The sequence below is a fragment of the Thermomonospora umbrina genome, assembly GCF_003386555.1.
In the GTDB taxonomy this organism is placed as follows: Bacteria; Actinomycetota; Actinomycetes; order Streptosporangiales; family Streptosporangiaceae; genus Thermomonospora; species Thermomonospora umbrina.
The window spans coordinates 1,781,114-1,799,981 of record NZ_QTTT01000001.1 but is presented as its reverse complement, the minus strand read 5'-3'; the positions used below and the strand labels follow the sequence as shown (position 1 = coordinate 1,799,981).

Below are 18,868 nucleotides of genomic sequence, written 5' to 3'. Positions count from 1 at the left end.
GATGCCCATGTCCACAGCGGAACTCGTCGCCCGGGTCAAGAACAGGTCGCCGCGCTGGGCGAAGGACGCGGCCAACGGCCTGACGAGGGCGTACGCGGTGCGCACCGCCGACCGGCGGCACCTCCCGGACTTCCTCATCATCGGCGCCAAGCGGGCGGGCACCACCTCACTGTGGAACTACCTGTTGCAGAGCCCGCTGGTGATGCCGATGTATCCGGCGTCGCGCGGCATCAAGAGTCCCGGCTACTTCTACGTCAACCACCATCGCGGCGACGACTGGTATCGCTCGCACTTCGCCACCGAGCAGGAGCTGGACCGGCTGGAGGCCGCGCTCGGTCATCGGCCCGTCACGGGGGAGGCCTGCCCCTACTACATGTACTACGAGCCGACCGTCGAGCGGGTGCGGGCCCTGCTGCCCGATGTCAAGATCATCGTGAGCCTCCGCGATCCGGTGCGCCGGGCCTATTCGCACTACTGGGAGCGCGTCGGCGCCGGGACGGAGCACCTCGGCTTCGAGGAGGCCCTCGCCGCCGAGCCGGAGCGGCTGCGCGGCGAGCGGGAGAAGATGGCGGCCGACCCCGGCTACTACAGCCGCGCCCACGATTTCTTCACCTACCGTGATCGCGGGATCTACGCGCCGCAACTCGAACCCTGGCTCGAGGCCTTTCCCCGTGAACGATTTCTCATCGTGGCGGCGGAGGACATGTACCGCGACGAGCAGGCGGCGATGGACCGGGTGACGGCCTTTCTGGGCCTGCCCCCTCATCCGCTGCGGGTGGCCCGACGGCACAACCATCTTCCGGCACCGCCCATGAATGCGGACACGAGGGACGAGCTCGTCGAGTTCTATCGTCCGCACAACCGGCGGCTGCACACGCTGCTCGGCACCGACTTCGGCTGGCCCGCGTGATCCGTCCGCACCCGTCTCTCGGGTTGGAATGTCGGATCATTGTCCGGAGTGCCCGACAAAACAAGAATGTGGTTACAATGCGAAATAACCGTTGACATCGGTCAGCCCGCTGTCCTAGTTTTCTGCTTTGTCGTACGGCGTCCCCGCCCTGCCGCATATCACCTCTCAGAGCCGTCGCGTGCGCGCGCTCGTCCTCCGGAACCCGGGAACGTACATGGCCTTCCGCTTGCAGACGCGACCCGTTCGCGTGTCCTTGATCGTTGCCGCCGCCGCGCTGGTGAGCGGTGGGGTGGCCGTGGCGCTGCCGCGCAGCGCCGCCGCGGCCCCCGTGCCGGACGGATCGAGCGCCCTCAACGCCGCACCGTCCTGCTGGGCGATCAAGCAGACCCGTCCGTCGAGCGCCAGTGGGCTCTACTGGCTGCAGACCCCCCTGCTCGTCACCGCGCAGCAGTTCTACTGCGACATGACCACCGACGGCGGCGGCTGGGTGCTGGTCGGTCGAGGCCGGGAGAACTGGTCCTTCCACAACGCGGGCCAGGGCACGCCCGGCCAGGTCCGCAACACCCCGGCGGGGACGGGGGCGTTCGCGCCCGCCGCGCTGCCGGGCGCCACCATCGACGGACTGCTCAACGGAGGGTCGGTCCAGGCGCTCGGCGACGGCGTGCGCCTGCGCCGCGCCACCAACGCCGGCGGCACCGCATGGCAGGAGATGCGCTGGAAGGTCTCCGGTGCGGCGGGGTGGAGCTGGACCTTCGACGGCGGCATGCCGCTCTCCTCCACGACCTTCGGATCCTCCACCTACCAGGGCGGCACCACCGCCGACGTCGACAGGGACGGCCTGTTCGCGCCGTACAACCGGGTGTGGACGACCGCGACGAGCGCCAAGGGCTGGAAGCGGGGCTTCGCCTACGGCGAGCGCGTGTCCGGCGGCTCCAACTCCTCCACCAACCACCTGTGGACGGCGGGCGGCGAGGGGTCGCCGATGCCGTTCACCCAGGTCTGGATCCGGCCCAAGGTCACCGACCCCGACTACGGCACCATGCCCGCCGCCGGGTTGCCGGCCCGGCCCAACCGGGCGCTGGTCAGCGGCGCGACCTCGCCCACCCCGTGGGGGGTCACCGGGGTCGTCGCCGGCGGTTCCGGTGAGACCAACCTGGAGGTCCAGGGCATCGCCACCCTCGGCGACACGGTCTACGTGGGCGGCTTCTTCCAGTACGTCCAGAAGGGTGCCAGTCCCGCGGCGGGCGAGAAGGTCCAGCAGTCCTACCTGGCCGCCTTCGACGCCAGGACCGGCGAGTGGAAGTCGGGCTTCCGGCCCGTCCTGAACGGCGGGGTGCTGGACATCCAGGCCGCGGGTGACAAGATCATCGTGGCCGGCGACTTCGCCTCCGTGAACGGCGTCGCCAACACCAAGGGCCTGGCCGCCCTGGATCCGGCGACCGGCGCGCCGGTCGCCGCCTGGAAGGCCACCCTCGAACGCGGCAGCAACGCCCCGCGGGCGCGGGCCCTCGACGTCCAGGGCGAATGGCTCTACGTCGGCGGCACCTTCACGCACATCGCGGGCGGTGCGACCCTCGCCAAGTCCAAGCTGTGGGTCGGCGGCGCGGCCCGCGTCCGAGTGACCGACGGCACCCCCGACACCACCTGGAACCCCTTCTTCGACGGCCCCGTGTTCGACGTGGACGCCAGTGACCGCGGTGACCGCGTCTACTTCGGCGGACGCTTCGAGAACATGGGCAAGCAGAAGGAGACCAGGGCCAACAACTTCACGGTGGTGGACGCCACCGGGGCGGGCCGCCGGATCCCCGGGGTGGAGGACCAGAGCTGGCGTCCGACCGCGATCCGGGAGGACGGCCAGTACCGGCAGACCGTCAAGGAGGTCGGCGACCGGGTGTGGCTCGGCGGGTCCGAGCACGATCTCCAGGTCTACGACCGCGACTTCACCCGGCGGATCGGCAGCAACATCACCAGGGCGGGCGGCGACTTCCAGGACATGGTCGTCAAGGACGGCATCGTCTGGGGCGCCAGCCACGGCTGGGACTACAACTACATCGGCGCGAGCACGTACCCCGACGTGTACGCCGGGGGCGGCTTCACCGCCGTGCACCGGTCGCACGGCCTCGGCGCGTGGGACGCGCAGACCGGCGAGTACCTGACCGCGTTCAACCCGTCGTTCCGCTCCCGCACCGGCTCGGGCATCTGGGCGCTGGAGTTCGACCGCTTCGGCTGCCTGTGGTTCGGCGGCGACATGAACCGGGGATCGTGGTCGGGCACCGGCTACCAGTGGCTGGGCGGCTTCGGTCGACTGTGCGCCCTCGACCACACGCCGCCGCCGGTGCCGGCGCGGCTGCGGGTGGCCTCCACCGGTGACGACGGCGTCGGCCTCGCCTGGGACGGCGTGCCGAACGACACGACCGTCCGGTACGAGGTGCTGCGCGACGGCAGGGTCATCGCGACGGACCTGCGCGGCTGGAACTTCAAGGACGCGTTGCGGGACGGCGCGAGCCACCGCTACGTGGTCCGCTCGCACGACACGAGCGGAAACCGTTCCGCGAGCACCCCGGTCCTGGTCGTTCCCTAGGCCCGGTGACGTCGGTACGGCTCCTTGTCCCCCGGGACAAGGAGCCGTACCCGTTTCGGCCACTGCGTGCCGGGCGAACCGGCGGATAGCGTACTGATGGCGCAGATGCCGTTTTTTCGATAAAGGAGCATGTCGCGATCATCGGACGATTGGGGACGCCGTCCCGTGCCGCCGTCGTGGCGGCGGTCACCGTGGCACTGTCGGGGCTCGTGTTCTTCGCGGCCGACTCCGGGCGCACTCCCGCGGCGCCGCCGAGGAAATGCGGAGTGAACGACCTCCTGGTGCCCAACTGCGGCGCATGGTGGGGCGTCTATATGCGCGACGGCCATATCAAGGACCATCTCCTGACCATGGAACGCCGGGTCGGTCGGGAGTTCGACATGGTGTCGCGCTATTTCGACTTCACCGACGAGTCGCCCGGTCGATTCCCGGACCCGGCGGCCCGGGAGGTGGCCACGTCGCGACTGATGTTCCTCTCCTGGGACACCCGCGACTACGTGCGCGAGAAGGCGTTCCGATGGCGTGACATCGCGTCCGGGGCCTTCGACGCGTCGGTCGTCGTTCCCCAGGCCCGGCGCATCAAGGAGTTCGGGCGGCCGATGCTGCTCACCTTCGATCACGAGATGGAGATGAACGTCAGCCCGCACGGGCGGGACCAGGGCACGGAGGCCGAGTACGTCGCCGCCGCGCGGCACATCCGCAGGGTCTTCGACGCCCAGGGGGTCCGCAACGTCCGCTGGGTGTTCACCGTGACGGGGCATCTCGGGGAGGGCTACCCCGACCGGGTCCGCAAGCTGTATCCCGGCGACGCGTACGTCGACTGGGTGAGTTGGGACCCCTACAACTTCTACCGGTGCAACGGTTCCGACTGGGAGACGTTCGACCAGTCGGTGGGGCACACCTATCGGTGGATGAAGACGAACATCTCAGCCACCAAGCCCTACGTCCTCCACGAGTTCGGCACCCAGTTCGATCCCCGAGACCCCGCCCGGTCCCATCAGTGGTACCACGACATTCCGGGAGCGCTCCAAAAGCGGTATCCGAGCATTCGGGCCTTGGTGCGCTGGAACTCCGGGTTCGAATGCGGCCTCGGCATCGACCAGGGGGCGGGCATGCTCGAGGCCTACGCCAAGACCGGCCGGCACCCGTATCTGAACCGTGCCGCCGAACGCCGGGACCTCATCCGGGATCCGCTCGGCTCGGAGTCCACTCGCCCATCACGTCCAGCATCGCCGGGTGCAACGCTGGATTCCACCCGCTTCCCGCCCGCTTGAGCCGGTACGTTCGCAGGAACATCTCCAGCAGGTACAGCCGGCCCACGAGCTCCGGCTCGGTGATACCCATCGGGGTCAGTTCGGTACGGGCGGCGTCGTTCACGGCCCGGACCGCCTCGCGGAGGGGACGGCCCTCCAGCACCATCGTCACCTGAAAGCGCCAGTGCAGGTGGTCGAAGCCCAAAGGCGTGTCCGGTGCGCTGTGCTCCCAGTCCCACACGTGCAGCCGCCCGCCATGATGGCCCAGATTCCACGGCACCCAGTCGCCGTGCCAGCGGCCGAGCCGCAGCGGCGTGCGGCCGTGGCGCTCCTCGAGGTCCCCGACGACCCGGGCGATCGTCTCGGCCAGACGCGGCTCCTCGGGGTCGGCGACGATCCGGTCGGTCTCGGCGCGGACCTCGTGCCAGAAGGCCGACTCGGCCAACGGCCCCACCCGCGTCGGCGCGGAGAGCACCTCGTGGAGCAGGCGAGGGGGTGTGGCGGTGTCCTTGTGCCGCCGGATCCGTAGCGGCAGCGGCGCCGTCACGGTGATCGCGCGATCCCGCCAGACGCCGTGGTGCAGGACCGCCGGCACGCCGAGGCGCTCGGCGTCGGCGCCCAACGCCGCCGCGGTGGCGGCCTCGTTGACGACCATGGCCCGCGTCGCCGCGTTCCATCCGACCTTGGCGTAGCCGAGCGGGGAGCCGTCCGGGGCGAACAACTGCAGGGTGGGCTTGACGTTCGGGTCCGGTGGTCGCACGCCCACGCCCATCGCGAATTCCGACGACCCGAGGACCCGCCGCAGGTGCGCGCCGATCAGATGCTCCGGGAGGGCCTCGTCGGGCAGGTCGTCCCGGACCAGCACCAAGAGCCGGTGGCGGATCAGTCGGGGCCCCGCCCCCGCGCGGAACGCCCACCCGAGAAGGGTCCGCGGAATGCGCAGCCGGGCCCACCGCAGCCCGTTGTAACGGCTGATGCTCGCCGCCGCGGCGGTGCGGCCGGCCAGCGGCACCAGGAAGCGCGTCCGCCACGGGTCGGGAACCACCGCGTAGCGTTCGGCCACCCGAAAGCCGGGGGGAATGTCGCCGAGCGTCACGCGCACGGTATCGGCCTCGGAGCGCGGCCAGAGTTGGTCGATGAGATTGCCGAGGGCCTCGCCGCACCGGACGTCGCGAGAGGCGTCGGAATTGCCGTCCAGAATGACCTCAATGCTCAGGTAGGGGGTGCCGACATGCTACCGTGTTCCCGGTTTGGGAGGTGGCCAGTGGGCAGCGGGCCGGTCGTGGTCATCATTCTGTCGCATCGCGATCCGGATCAGGTGTCACGCTTGGCCGCACGGGTCGCCTCGGGGGCCGACACGGTGGCGGTCGTCCACCATGATCCCGAAGGTGTGCCCTGGTCCGCGCCGCGCTCCTCGAACATCCTGGCGATTCCGGACCCCCGCCCCTGCCGGTGGGGACGGCTGTCCCTGGTCGAGGCGCAATGGCGTTCGCTGGAATGGGTGACGCGCGCGATCCCCGAATTCTCCTGGGCGCTGCTGGTGTCGGGTCACGACTATCCGATCCGCACGATGCCCGCCATCGAGGCGGAGCTCGCGGCGACCCGGCACGACGCGTTTCTGCGGCATTTCCCGATCGGGGATCCGGCCGATGACGTCGACCCCTGGCAGGCGTTCACCCGGCGGCGATATCTGCGCCGGAGGCGACTGCCCTTCTCGGCGCGTTCGGTGCCGCTGCCCTTTTCCCGGCGCCATCCGTACCGCGACGGCACCGGCCTGTACGTGGGCGACATGTGGTTCAACCTGTCGGCGGAGGCGGTCGGCGCGATCCTGGCGGACCGGCCGCTGTCGGACCGGCTGCTGCGCTACCTGAGGCACGCGCCCATCCCGGACGAGACGTTCATCTGCTCGATGGCCCGCAACGTGCGCCCGGCGCTGGACGTGGCCGACGACAGCAAGCGGTTCATCCGGTGGAGCGCGGCGCAGGCGCATCCCGAGACCATCACCTCCGCGCACCTGCCCGACCTGGGGGAGAGCGATGCCTTCTTCACCCGCAAGGTCGACATGACCGCGCATCCCGAGGTCCTGGACGCCCTGGACCAGCTCGCCGACGACCGGGCCCGCCGGGGCCGGTAGTCCCGCTTCGACTCCGAGGGAAGGCCCCTGCCGATGTCCCGTTCCGTGATCACCTCTTTGGTCCTGGTCGTGGGCCTGACCGCCGCGGCCTGCGGGTCGGGCGACGAGAAGCCCGTCGCCGGCGGCGGCCCCCAGGGGAGCGGTCGACCCACGGCCCCGGCCAAGGTCGCGACCACCGGAGGGTTCGTGCCCACGGAGTTCGCGTTCACCGCCACCACGCTGCGCGGCGGCCGGTTCCAGGGGTCCACCCTGGCCCGCCGGCCCGTGGTGCTGTGGTTCTGGAGCGCCTCCTGCGCCGCCTGCCTGCGGGAAGGGCCCACGGTCGCCAAGCTCGCCCGCCACTACGGCCGGCGGATACGCGTCGTCGGGGTCGCGGGACGCACTCCCCGGAGCGAGGCGGCCCGGTTCGTGGCCAGAACGGGCACCTCGCGGATCGAGCACATCGACGACCGGTCGCTGGCGGTCCATCGGCGGTTCAACGTCCGCTCGTCCTCAACGTTCATCTTCGTCCGCGCCGACGGGTCGATGACCAACGGCCCGGGCCCGATGTCGGTGCGGGACCTGGCGCGGATGGCGCGGATCCTGCTCAAGGGCTGACCGGGCTCAGCGTTCGGGGCCGCCGGCCGAGGTCTCCTCGGGCTCCCTCAGCGCCGGGTCGACGTCCGGGCGGCCCCGGTCGAGGCCCACCCAGGGGAGGCCGTGGCGGTGGCGGACGGTCATCCAGGTGGCGACGCCCGCGGCGATCGCGGCGAGGAGGGTCCAGGCCATGGCGGCCGGGCCCAGGTCGAACATCTTCAGCGCCGAGGCCAGCAGCACCAGGGCCAGCAGGCGTCGGATGAGGCCCCCGGGGGCGCGCGAGGAGATGCGCGAGCCGAGGTAGACGCCGGGGAGGGAGCCGACGAGCAGGGCGGCGGTGACCTCGAGCTTGAAGTCGCCGAAGAACAGGTGGCCGATGGCGGCGGAGATGACCAGGGGGACGGCCTGGAGCAGGTCGGTGCCCACGAGCTGGTTGGCCTTGAGCGCCGGATACAGCGCCAGCAGCGCGACGATGATCAGCGAGCCTGAGCCCACCGAGGTGATGCCGACGACGAGGCCGCCGACGGCGCCGACCAGGACGGTCGGGATCGGCTTGACGCGGATCTCCGGGGCGTCCACGGAGGCGGGGTCGCCGGGCGCGGCGGTGCGCCGGTCGGCGCCGGAGTGCCGGGCGACGCGGTCGACCATCGCCTGGTAGATCCGGACGGCGAGGCCCGCGGCGGCGATGAGCAGCGCGACACCCATCGCCTTCTTGATGATGTCCTGGACCTGGTCGCCGTCCCCGAGGGCCTCGGCGACCAGGACCCCGCAGAACGCGGCGGGCACCGACCCCACGCACAGCCAGCCCACCAGCCTCATGTTGATGGTGCCCTGCCGGTAGTGCACGGCGCTGCCGACCGGCTTCATCACGGCGGCGGCCACCAGGTCGCTGGACACCGCCGTCAGCGGCGACACACCGAAGAACGTCACCAGCATCGGCGTCATCAACGCCCCGCCGCCCATGCCGGTCAGCCCCACGACGATCGCGACGAGGAACGCGCCGAACGCCATGGTGTAGTCGAAGTGCATCGCCATGACCTACTTGTTTAGTCGACTAGGACCGCAACAGGATACGCAGCCCCCTTTATGCTCCAAAAGGCGCACCCGTCACGTTCGTCTAGCGTTCGCGCACCCAGCCGCCGGTGACCAGCAGGTCCAGTACGCGGTGCACCGCCTCGTCGGGCGTCGTTCGCGACGTGTCGAGGACCAGGTCGGCGTCGTCCGGCTCCTCGTAGGGGTCGGAGATGCCGGTGAACTCGGGGATCAGCCCGGCGCGGGCCTTGGCGTACAGGCCCTTGCGGTCGCGCCGTTCGCACTCCTCCAGCGGGGTCGCCACGTGCACCAGCACGAAGTCCCCGGCCGCCCCCACCATGCGCCGGACCTCGGCCCGCGTGGCGGCGTACGGGGCGATGGGCGCGCAGATGGCCACGCCGCCGTGCCGGGTGATCTCGGCGGCGACGTAGCCGATCCGCCGGATGTTCAGGTCCCGGTCGGCCTTGGAGAAGGTGAGCCCGGCCGACAGCAGTCGCCGGACCTCGTCGCCGTCCAGCAGGGTGACGGTACGGCCGCCGCGTTCGACGAGGGCGTCGGCCAGCCCGCGCGCCACCGTCGACTTGCCCGAGCCGGACAGGCCCGTGAAGAAGACCGTGATGCCGCGCCGCAGCTTCGGCGGGCGCGCCACGGCCAGCTCGGCGGCCACCGCCGGCGGCGTGAACCACTCGGGCACCGGATCGCCCCGGTCCAGCAGCCCGTCCAGGTCGTCCTGCGTCAGCTCCGCCTGAACGTGGTCGGGCTCGATCCGGGCCACCGGACGCCAGATCTCCACGTCGGCGTCGTAGGCCCACGGCTCCGGCACCACCACGGGGATCGCGGTGCCCTCGGCCTCCCGCTCGCCCATGATGTGCGTGGCCCCGTAGGCCGCCGCCACGCGGGCCCGCAGCAGCAGGTCGCGGTCCGCGTCGCCGCGCAGGGGCAGCGGCACCGGCACGATCAGCGCGCCCTCCGGCAGCTCACGTCGCACCGCCAGCAGCGCCCGCACCAGCGCCTCGTCGTGGTCGCCGCCGAGCAGGGGCAGGACGAGCACGGTGGCGCCGAGCTTCTCGGTGATCTGGCGGAGCTGGCCCAACTGCTTGCGGTGCAGCGGCTCGCGGGTGGCCACCGCCAGCACCGCGCCCTCCGGCAGCTCGCCGGCGACCTCCTCGGGACGCCGCCGCAGCCGGTGGAACGGGCCGTGCGCGGGGGCCCGCAGCGGCTCCAGCGGTCCGGCCAGCCGCCATGCCTGCGAGGTCGGGTCCTGCCACGCCTCGGCGACCTCCAGCACCGCCAGCGGCACCCCCTCGGGGTCCTGGAGCACCAGCCGTCCGTGGGCGGTCATCTCCTTGGGGACGGCCAGCGTGACCGGCACCGGCCACGGCGTGCCGTCGGCCAGCCGGCCGCCGCCCATCACCATGGCGGTGTCGAACGATCCGAGGAATCCGGTCAGCGGCCGGTAGACCCCGGCCAGCAGCAGTTCCAGGTCGGCCAGCTCGACCGGATCGGGGGTCCAGGCCGGCAGGTCGCGCAGCGTGTCGGGAAGGCCGGCTTCGGCGGTCACCGCAGTCTCCGATCCCGGCCCCGAAGCGTTCGCGGGCCGGCCAGGTCAGTGTGGGTACGCGCCAAAAAATACTGTGCCGTGCAGGGACGATGCACCTCAGGTCCGACAGTGGCCGATGTCCGCTAGATCACTCGGGCGAAGCGGTTCTCCGGCTTGCGGATCACCAGCGTCACCTCGCTGTGCCCGGACGGCAGCCGACCCCGGCTGACCAGCGAGATCACCCGGCAGAGCACGGCCGTCCAGCGCCCGGCGGCGGCCAGGGTCTCGCCGGAGGCGTACTCCTCGGTGATGGCCAGGCCGCGCATCATGCAGTACCACTGCATGCCCTTGCGGGACGCCACCTCGTCGTAGACGGCGGGCGGCGGGCCGGTCCGGGGCCGGCGGCCCCGGCGGGCGGGGTCGCGGGCGGGCATCAGGCGGTCCACGAAGCCGAACGCGGTGTTGCGGTCGCGCAGCCGGACCAGCAGCAGGCCGCCCGGCTTGAGCGCGGCGACGAACCGGTCCAGGACCAGCTCGGCGTGCGGCACCCGCTCGATCAGGAACGGGGCGTGGACGATGTCGTACTCGCGCGGCGGCATCGGCACGGTGCGCAGGTCGCCGAGGTGGAAGGCGTCCAGGTCGGCGCGGGACTCGGTGTGGGCGCGCAGGGCGGGCAGGTCCAGGTCGACCCCGGTCACCTGGCGCTCGCGGTCGCCCAGGTCGAGCCCGCCGCCCCACCCGCAGCCCGCCTCCAGGACCTGGAGGGACTGCGCCCGGTGCTCGTACGCGTACTGGCGGGCTCGTGCGGAGAACAGATCGCCGTCGTTGACCGGCGGCGTGCGCAGATCGGTCACGCTTCGCAGCGTAGTCATTCGACTGCGCAGCGTCCGCTATTTGCACTATCTTGACGTGTCTCATGGCAACCGTCCGGTCATTCCCGGAGAGCGGACGGCGCGTAGACTGGCATCGGCCCGGGGGCGGTGCGTCGAATCCCCGGGTGTTCCGGGCTGCCCTCCCATCGCGCCATCGCGCGAGGAGCAGGACCCGGCCGAACCCTGGGTGATCATGACTCTGACTGGAATTCTGGACGTCGCCGTCGGCGACCGCATGTTGGCGGCCGCCCTCGAGCAGGTCGGGGCGGCGCAGGTACGCCTCGACCACGACGTGGTGGCCCCGCCGTCCCTGTGGCCCATCCTCGGCGCGGCGCTCGCCCGCTCGGGCGGGTCGGGCACGCTGCTGGCGGTCACCGCCACCGGCCGTGAGGCGGAGGACCTGGAGGCGGCGCTGACCTGCTTCCTGCCGCCCGAGCGCGTCGCGCACTTCCCCGCGTGGGAGACCCTGCCGCACGAGAAGCTGTCGCCGCGCTCCGACACGGTCGGCCGGCGGCTGGCGGTGCTGCGCCGGCTGGCCCACCCCGACCCGGGCGACCCCGCGAGCGGCCCCCTGGACGTGGTCGTCACGCCGGTGCGGGCGGTGCTCCAGCCCGTCGTGTCCGGGCTGGGCGACCTGCAGCCCGTACGGCTGAGGTCCGGCGGGGACGCCGACTTGGAGGAGACCGTCCGGCGGCTGGTGGACGCCGGCTACAGCCGCGTCGACCTGGTCGAGAAGCGCGGCGAGGTCGCCGTGCGCGGCGGCATCCTCGACGTGTTCCCGCCCACCGAGGAGCACCCCCTGCGGGTGGAGTTCTGGGGCGACACGGTCGAGGAGATCCGCTACTTCAAGGCCGCCGACCAGCGCTCCCTGGAGATCGCGCAGGACGGCCTGTGGGCCCCGCCGTGCCGCGAGCTGCCCGTCACCGAGACCGTGCGGGAACGGGCCCGGGCGCTCGCCGAGCAGCACCCGGCGCTGGCGGAGATCCTCACCCGCATCGCCGACGGCGAGGTCGTCGAGGGCATGGAGGCGTTCTCGCCCGTGCTCGCCGACCGGATGCAGCTCCTGGTCGACCTGCTGCCGAAGGGCTCGTCGCTGCTGGTGTGCGAGCCGGAACGGATCCGCACCCGGGCGCACGAGCTGGTCCGCACCAGCCAGGAGTTCCTGGAGGCGAGCTGGGTCACCGCCGCCGCCGGGGGAGAGGCCCCCATCGACCTGGAGGCCGCCGCGTTCCGCACCCTGGAGGAGGTCCGCGAGCGGGCCGCCGAGCTGGGGCTGCCCCGCTGGACGGTCACCGCCCTCAACCCCGAGCAGGACGCCCTGCAGCTCGACGCGCGCGCCGCCGAGCAGTACCGGGGCGACACCAGCCGGATGATGGGCGACATCAAGCACTGGGTCGACGACCGGTGGCGGATCGTGCTCGTCACCGCCGGGCACGGCCCCGCCGAGCGACTGGTGGAGGTGCTGAAGGAGGCGGGTGTCGGCGCACGGCTGGCCGACCTGCCCGAGCCCCCCGAGCCCTCGGTCGTCAACGTGGCCACCGGCATGCTGGAGAACGGCTTCGTCTGGCCCTCCGTACGGCTCGCCGTGCTGACGGAGACCGACCTGTCCGGGCAGCGCACGTCCACCAAGGACATGCGACGGATGCCGTCCCGACGGCGCGGCGGCGTCGACCCGCTCCAACTGCGCGCCGGCGACTACGTCGTCCACGAGCAGCACGGTGTCGGCCGCTACGTGGAGATGGTCAGCCGCACGGTGCAGGGCGCGACCCGCGAGTACCTGGTGCTGGAGTACGCCCGGGGCGACCGGCTGTTCGTCCCCACCGACCAGCTCCAGGAGATCACCCGCTACGTCGGCGGCGAGTCGCCCAGCCTGCACCGGCTCGGCGGCGCGGACTGGCAGAAGTCCAAGACCAAGGCCCGCAAGGCGGTCAAGCAGATCGCCGGGGAGCTGATCCGGCTGTACTCGGCCCGGATGGCCACCCCCGGCCACGCGTTCGCGCCCGACACGCCCTGGCAGCGGGAGCTGGAGGACGCCTTCCCCTACGTCGAGACCGCCGACCAGCTCGGCGCGATCGAGGAGGTCAAGGCCGACATGGAGAAGGAGGTCCCGATGGACCGCCTGATCTGCGGCGACGTCGGCTACGGCAAGACCGAGATCGCGGTGCGCGCCGCGTTCAAGGCCGTCCAGGACGGCAAGCAGGTGGTGGTGCTGGTGCCGACGACCCTGCTGGTCCAGCAGCACCTGTCCACGTTCAGCGAGCGGTTCGCGCCGTTCCCGGTGGTGGTCAGGCCGGTCAGCCGGTTCCAGACCGACGCCGAGATCGAGGAGACGCTGCGCGGCGCGGCCGACGGCACCGTCGACCTGGTGGTCGGCACCCACCGGCTGTTCTCGGCGCAGAGCCGCTTCAAGAACCTCGGCCTGGTCATCATCGACGAGGAGCAGCGGTTCGGCGTCGAGCACAAGGAGGAGCTGAAGCGCCTGCGCACCCAGGTGGACGTGCTGGCCATGTCGGCGACCCCGATCCCCCGGACGCTGGAGATGGGCCTGACCGGCATCCGCGAGATGTCGACCATCCTCACCCCGCCGGAGGAGCGTCACCCGATCCTCACGTTCGTCGGCCCGTACGACGACAAGCAGATCGCCGCCGCCATCCGGCGTGAGCTGCTGCGCGAGGGCCAGGTGTTCTTCGTGCACAACCGGGTCCGCTCCATCGACCGGGTGGCCGCGACCCTCAAGCAGCTCGTCCCCGAGGCGCGCGTCGCCACCGCCCACGGTCAGATGAACGAGCAGCAGCTCGAAGCGGTGATGGTGGACTTCTGGGAGAAGAACTACGACGTCCTGGTGGCGACCACCATCGTCGAGTCCGGCCTTGACATCCCCAACGCCAACACGCTGATCGTGGACCGCGCCGACATGTACGGCCTGTCGCAGCTCCACCAGTTGCGCGGGCGCGTCGGCCGTGGGCGCGAGCGCGGGTACGCGTACTTCCTGTACCCGCCGGAGGCCCCGCTGACCGAGACCGCCCACGAGCGGCTGGCCACCATCGCCCAGCACACCGAGATGGGCGCCGGCATGTACGTGGCGATGAAGGACCTGGAGATCCGGGGCGCGGGCAACATCCTGGGCGCCGAGCAGTCCGGTCACGTCGCCGGCGTCGGCTTCGACCTGTACGTGCGGATGGTCGGCGAGGCCGTCCGCGATCTGAAGGCGAAGACGGGCGGCGGCGAGGGGGGTCCCGTCGAGCCGCCGGAGACCAAGGTGGAGCTTCCGGTCGACGCGCACCTGCCGCACGACTACATCCCCGGCGAGCGGCTGCGGCTGGACGCCTACCGACGGATCGCGGCGATCACCTCCGACGAGGAGATCTCCGGCGTGTACGACGAGCTGAAGGACCGGTTCGGCACCCCGCCGGAGCCGGTGCTGAACCTGCTGGAGGTGGCCAGGTTCCGCGCCCGGGCCCGCAAGGCCGGGCTCACCGAGGTCACCGTGCAGGGCGCCCACATCAAGTTCGCGCCCGCCGACCTGCCCGACTCCAAGCAGGTCAGGCTGCAGCGGCTCTACCCCAAGAGCATCTACAAGGAGGCCGCCGGCACGCTGCTGGTGCCGACCCCCAAGACGGCCCCGCTGGGCGGCCGGCCGCTGCGCGACACCGCGCTGCTGAAGTGGGCGACCGACGTGGTGGAGGCGCTGTTCCTGGAGCCCGCCCGGACCTAGGATGGCGCGGGCCCGGGGCGCCCCCACCGCGTCCCGGGCCTAGGATGACCCGTAGCCGATCAAGGACGATGGGAGCCTCGTGTTCCGGACCGCTGTGAAGACGGCGCTGGCGGCCGGGGCGGCCGCCCTGGCGCTGACCGCCTGCCAGCCGATGAAGATGGGCGCGGCGGTCATCATCGGTGACGAGCGCATCACCACCGCGTCCCTCGACCGGGACGTGCGCGACTGGAGCGAGCAGTTCCGCGCCAGTCCCGAGGCCAACATGAAGCGCACCGGCTCCAACGCCCCGCAGCAGCAGCGGCTGCCGATGGACGCGGTGAGCGACTCGGAGATGCGCGACGCGCTCACCCGCATCGTGCGCATCCGGGTGTCCGATCAGGTCGCCCGCGAAGAGAAGATCAACGTCGTGCCGAGCCAGATCGACCAGTTGATCGCCGGCCTCGGCGGTCCCCGGGAGGCCGAGTCCACCACGTTGGCGTTGGGCCTGCCGACCCGCTACACCCGTGACGTCTACCGCGACCTGCTGATCCAGCAGACGCTGCTGCGCCGGCACGGCCACGACGGCGTCCCCGGCAGCCCGGCGGCCAACCAGGCCCAACTGCGCGCCGTCGCCGTCTACACCGACGCGGCCCGCCGCCTCAGCGTCAAGATCAACCCCCGGTACGGCAGCTTCGACGCCCGCCAGCTCATGGTGGGCCCGGCCGAGTACCGCCTGTCGCGGGGCGAGACCGGCACCGGTCGCCCCCCGGGCAACGTCGGCGGCTGACATGAGCGAGCCGGAGGCGCGGGTCGAGGGCGCGCGGCACGAAGCGACCGGAGAGCGGAGACCGGCATGAGTCTGGTGATGCTCGCGACCACGCATCGGGTCGCGGACGGGCTGCTCACCTGGCGGGCCTGGGATGCGCTGCGGTCGGCCGACCGGGTGCTGGCCCGGCACGGGCATCCGCAGCTCCCCTACCTGCGGGAGGCGGGGGTCGTCGTCGAGGCGGCCGATCCGGAGACACCAGCGCTGCTGGCCCCGGTGCTGGTGTCGGCGGCCGCCGCCGCGACGGTGGTGTGGGTGGCCGACCCCGGCGGGGACGAGGAGCTGCTGCGCCGCGTGGGCGAGCTGGTGGTCGCCTCGCCCGACCCGGTCGTCGTCGAGGTGCTGCACGGCTCGTACGACCTGCCGGGCGCGCGGCTGCTGGACCTGGTGTCGGTGATGGACACGCTGCGCCGCGAGTGCCCGTGGGACCGCAAGCAGACGCACGCCACGCTCGTCCCGTACCTGCTGGAGGAGGCGTACGAGCTCGCGGACACCGTTGCGGACGGCGACCTTGAGGCGCTGCGGGAGGAGCTCGGCGACGTCCTGATGCAGGTGGCGTTCCACGCCCGGGTGGCCGAGGAGCGCACCGACGAGACCCGGTTCACCATCGACGACGTGGCCGGCGGCATCGTCGACAAGCTGGTGCGCCGGCATCCGCACGTCTTCGGCGACGTGACGGTGGCGGACGCCGACGAGGTCAACGCCAACTGGGAGCAGATCAAGGCCGCCGAGCGGGCCGCCAAGGGTTCGACGCCGTCCGTGCTCGACGGTGTCGCGTCGGGTCAGCCGGCGCTCTCGCTGGCGGCACAGTTGTATCGCCGGGCGGTGCGCGCCGGGGCCCCCGAGGGGCTCCAGGACGACCTCGGCGAGGGGCTCGGCGCGGAGCTGTTCGAGGTCGTCCGGCGGGCGCAGGAGGCGGGCGAGGACCCCGAGGCCGCACTGCGTTCGGTGGCCCGGGCCTTCGCCGACCGGGTCCGGTCGTGGGAGTCCGGTAAGGGCGATTGACCCCGATCGCTGCGCTCTGTCGGGACAAGATCACAAATTGGTGCCGTCGCTAGGGATGACGGGTTCGCGCGGTCTACATTAGGGACGTGCCGACCGGTTCGTTCGAACGCATGCCGCGCCAGGGCGCCGCCGGCGCCGTCCGTGGGCTGCTCGGCATGGGCGCGCTCGCCGGCGGCCTGGTCGCGCTGATCCTGCTCCCCGTCGCGTGCACCGTCGGGATCGGCGCCCGCGACAGCGCCCAGTGGATGCAGCAGGAGCCGGAGGACCTCAGCCTGCTGGCGTCCCCGCAGCGCTCCAAGATCCTGGCCGCCGACGGCTCCACGCTGGCGACGTTCTACTACCAGAACCGCGTCGAGGTGCGGCTCGACCAGATCGCGCCGGTCGCCCGGCGGGCGGTGCTGGCGATCGAGGACGCCCGCTTCTACCAGCACGGGGCGCTGGACTCCCAGGGCACGCTGCGGGCGCTGGTCAGCAACCTCAACTCCGGCGAGGTCACCCAGGGCGGCTCCGGCATCACCCAGCAGTACGTCAAGAACCTGCGGCTGGAGCAGGCCGACACCAAGCGGGAGCGGCAGGAGGCGCTGGCGCTCACCCCGGCCCGCAAGATCCAGGAGCTGCGGTACGCGGTCGCGATCGAGAAGCGGTTCCCCAAGGACGAGATCCTCCGCCGCTACCTCAACATCGCCTACTTCGGCGACGGCGCGTACGGCATCGAGGCCGCCGCCCGCCGCTACTTCTCCACGAGCGCCGCCAGGCTCACCCTCGCCGAGGCCGCCACGCTCGCCGGCATCACCCGCAACCCCGAGGGCTACAACCCCCGGCTGCACCCGGGCGCCGCCCGCGACCGCCGCGACGTCGTCCTCGACCGGATGGGCGAGCTGGGCTGGGCCGCGGCGGCGGAGATCGCCGAGGCCAAGAACGAGCCCGTCCGACTGGACGTCACCGAGACCCCGAACGGCTGCACCAGCAGCAAGGCCCCGTTCTTCTGCGACTACGTCCAGCGCGAGATCCTCAACAGCCCGGTGTTCGGCAAGACGGCCAAGGAGCGCGAGCGGCTGCTCAAGCAGGGCGGGCTGACCATCCGCACGACCCTGGACCCCAAGACGCAGAAGGCCGCCCAGCGCGCCGTCGACCGGCACGTCCCGCCGAAGAACTCCGCCGGCAAGGCCGCCGCCGAGGTGCTGATCCAGCCCGGCACCGGCCGGATCCGGGGCATGGTCGTCGACCGCAGGCTGGGCCCCGACTCCGAACGCGGCAAGACCTGGATCAACTTCGCCGCCGACGCCAGCCACGGCTCCAGCATCGGCATGCAGGCCGGCTCCACGTTCAAGGCGTTCACGCTGGCGGCGGCGCTGGAGGACGGCACGCCGTTCGGCTCGCGGCTGCTCGCGCCGTCCCGCTTCATCCCCACCGGTTACAGCAACTGCGACGGCGACCCCGTCAACGCCACCACCCCGCTGCGCAACTCCGCCGACGGCGAGGGCGGCCGGACGTTCAGCCTCGTCACCGGCACCGCCCACTCGGTGAACACGTACTTCCTCGCGCTGCAGCGCGAGGTCGGGCTGTGCGAGACGGTGCGGATGGCCGAGAAGCTCGGCATGCGGCAGGCGAGCGGCAAGGCGCTGGAGCAGTACCCGTCGTTCACGCTGGGCTTCAACACCGTGTCGCCGCTGCGGCTGGCGGCGGCGTACGCGGCGTTCGCGGCGCGCGGCGAGTACTGCAAGCCCATCGCGATCACCTCGATCACGCACACCAGCGGTCGGAGGTTGCCGGTCCCCGGGGCCGACTGTGAGCAGGTGATGCGCAAGGGCACCGCCGACGCCGTCAACCACGTGATGCGCAGCGTGCTGTCCAGCGGCACCGGCCGGGGTCTGAGCATCGGTCGGCACGCGGCGGGCAAGACCGGCACGGTCGACAACTTCTCCGCCGCCTGGTTCGCCGGCTACACCCCCGACCTCGCGGCGGCGGTGTGGGTGGGGGACCCGCGCGGCGGCTACCGCTACCCGATGACGAACCTGTGCATGGACGGCCGCTGCTACGGCTCGGTCTTCGGGGCGACGATCCCCGGGCCGATCTGGCAGGACAGCATGATCGGGGCGCTGTCGGGCCGGGAGGCGCACCGGTTCCACCGGCCGCCGACGTTCTACTTCAGCAAGGGCTCCGGCGAGGACCTGGTCGGGCTGCCGGACGTGCGCGGCCTGAAGCTGTCGGCGGCGGTCGCGCGGCTGCGGGCCGCCGGGTTCCAGGTGGGCGTGGGCGGCGAGGTCGAGTCGAAGGAGTACCCGAAGGGCACCGTCGCGGAGATGTCGCCCGGCCCCGGGGCGCGTCTGGAGCCGGGCACCTACGTCACGCTGCGGCCCAGCAGCGGTGAGCCGGAGCCGGAGGAGCCCGAGCCGGACCCGCCGTCGCCGGAGCCCTCCGACCCGGCGGCACCGCACGACTGAC

General features: G+C 72.0%; 13 protein-coding genes. 9 read left to right on the top strand and 4 right to left on the bottom strand.

What is annotated here, in order from left to right; translation table 11 throughout:
- Nucleotides 1-7: 7 nt before the first annotated feature.
- The 3 genes from DFJ69_RS07765 to DFJ69_RS07755 all read left to right on the top strand — a co-directional run bounded on the left by DFJ69_RS07765 (nt 8) and on the right by DFJ69_RS07755 (nt 4,765).
- Nucleotides 8-910, top strand: a complete 903-nt coding sequence (locus tag DFJ69_RS07765; protein ID WP_116026477.1) for a sulfotransferase — start codon at nt 8-10, stop codon at nt 908-910.
- Between the two features lie 247 nt (nt 911-1,157).
- Nucleotides 1,158-3,491, top strand: a complete 2,334-nt coding sequence (locus tag DFJ69_RS07760) for a fibrinogen-like YCDxxxxGGGW domain-containing protein (RefSeq protein ID WP_147312234.1) — start codon at nt 1,158-1,160, stop codon at nt 3,489-3,491.
- A gap of 149 nt (nt 3,492-3,640) precedes the next feature.
- Entirely contained in the window at nt 3,641-4,765 is a 1,125-nt protein-coding gene (locus tag DFJ69_RS07755) for a glycoside hydrolase family 26 protein (RefSeq protein WP_116021846.1), read from the top strand.
- Here the strand turns inward: DFJ69_RS07755 and DFJ69_RS07750 are convergent.
- Nucleotides 4,671-5,840 carry a hypothetical protein gene (locus DFJ69_RS07750; protein WP_170177568.1) on the bottom strand — a complete coding sequence of 390 codons (1,170 nt, stop codon included), beginning with the start codon at nt 5,838-5,840 and terminating at the stop codon, nt 4,671-4,673. The two genes, DFJ69_RS07755 and DFJ69_RS07750, sit on opposite strands and share 95 nt — an antisense overlap.
- Nucleotides 5,841-6,071: 231 nt before the next feature.
- Here DFJ69_RS07750 and DFJ69_RS34150 point away from each other — a divergent pair, with 231 nt between their 5' ends.
- Both DFJ69_RS34150 and DFJ69_RS07740 read left to right on the top strand, forming a co-directional pair.
- Nucleotides 6,072-6,878: a beta-1,6-N-acetylglucosaminyltransferase gene (locus tag DFJ69_RS34150; protein WP_170177567.1), complete on the top strand. Its 807-nt coding sequence runs from the start codon at nt 6,072-6,074 to the stop codon at nt 6,876-6,878.
- Between the two features lie 33 nt (nt 6,879-6,911).
- Nucleotides 6,912-7,475: a TlpA disulfide reductase family protein gene (locus DFJ69_RS07740; RefSeq protein WP_116021843.1), complete on the top strand. Its 564-nt coding sequence runs from the start codon at nt 6,912-6,914 to the stop codon at nt 7,473-7,475.
- A 6-nt stretch (nt 7,476-7,481) separates the two neighbouring features.
- Here the strand turns inward: DFJ69_RS07740 and DFJ69_RS07735 are convergent, their stop codons facing one another.
- The 3 genes from DFJ69_RS07735 to DFJ69_RS07725 form a co-directional block, all read right to left on the bottom strand.
- Nucleotides 7,482-8,483 carry a sulfite exporter TauE/SafE family protein gene (locus DFJ69_RS07735; RefSeq protein WP_116026476.1) on the bottom strand — a complete coding sequence of 334 codons (1,002 nt, stop codon included), beginning with the start codon at nt 8,481-8,483 and terminating at the stop codon, nt 7,482-7,484.
- A gap of 88 nt (nt 8,484-8,571) precedes the next feature.
- On the bottom strand, nt 8,572-10,047 hold the full coding sequence (cysC, locus tag DFJ69_RS07730; protein ID WP_116021842.1) for an adenylyl-sulfate kinase: 1,476 nt from the start codon (nt 10,045-10,047) through the stop codon (nt 8,572-8,574).
- 122 nt (nt 10,048-10,169) lie between these two features.
- Nucleotides 10,170-10,880 (bottom strand): class I SAM-dependent methyltransferase, encoded by a 711-nt coding sequence (locus DFJ69_RS07725; protein ID WP_245974136.1) that lies wholly within the window; start codon nt 10,878-10,880, stop codon nt 10,170-10,172.
- Nucleotides 10,881-11,091: 211 nt separating this feature from the next.
- Here DFJ69_RS07725 and mfd point away from each other — a divergent pair, with 211 nt between their 5' ends.
- The 4 genes from mfd (at nt 11,092) to DFJ69_RS07705 (ending at nt 18,867) form a co-directional block, all read left to right on the top strand.
- Nucleotides 11,092-14,613 carry a transcription-repair coupling factor gene (mfd, locus tag DFJ69_RS07720; protein ID WP_116026475.1) on the top strand — a complete coding sequence of 1,174 codons (3,522 nt, stop codon included), beginning with the start codon at nt 11,092-11,094 and terminating at the stop codon, nt 14,611-14,613.
- Nucleotides 14,614-14,692: 79 nt separating this feature from the next.
- Nucleotides 14,693-15,379 carry a SurA N-terminal domain-containing protein gene (locus DFJ69_RS07715; protein WP_147312232.1) on the top strand — a complete coding sequence of 229 codons (687 nt, stop codon included), beginning with the start codon at nt 14,693-14,695 and terminating at the stop codon, nt 15,377-15,379.
- A 66-nt stretch (nt 15,380-15,445) separates the two neighbouring features.
- Entirely contained in the window at nt 15,446-16,423 is a 978-nt protein-coding gene (locus DFJ69_RS07710; RefSeq protein WP_116021839.1) for a nucleoside triphosphate pyrophosphohydrolase, read from the top strand.
- 86 nt (nt 16,424-16,509) lie between these two features.
- The gene (locus DFJ69_RS07705; protein WP_211328541.1) at nt 16,510-18,867 is read left to right on the top strand and encodes a penicillin-binding protein; all 2,358 of its coding nucleotides are present in this window, start codon (nt 16,510-16,512) and stop codon (nt 18,865-18,867) included.
- The last annotated feature ends 1 nt before the right edge of the window (nt 18,868 follow it).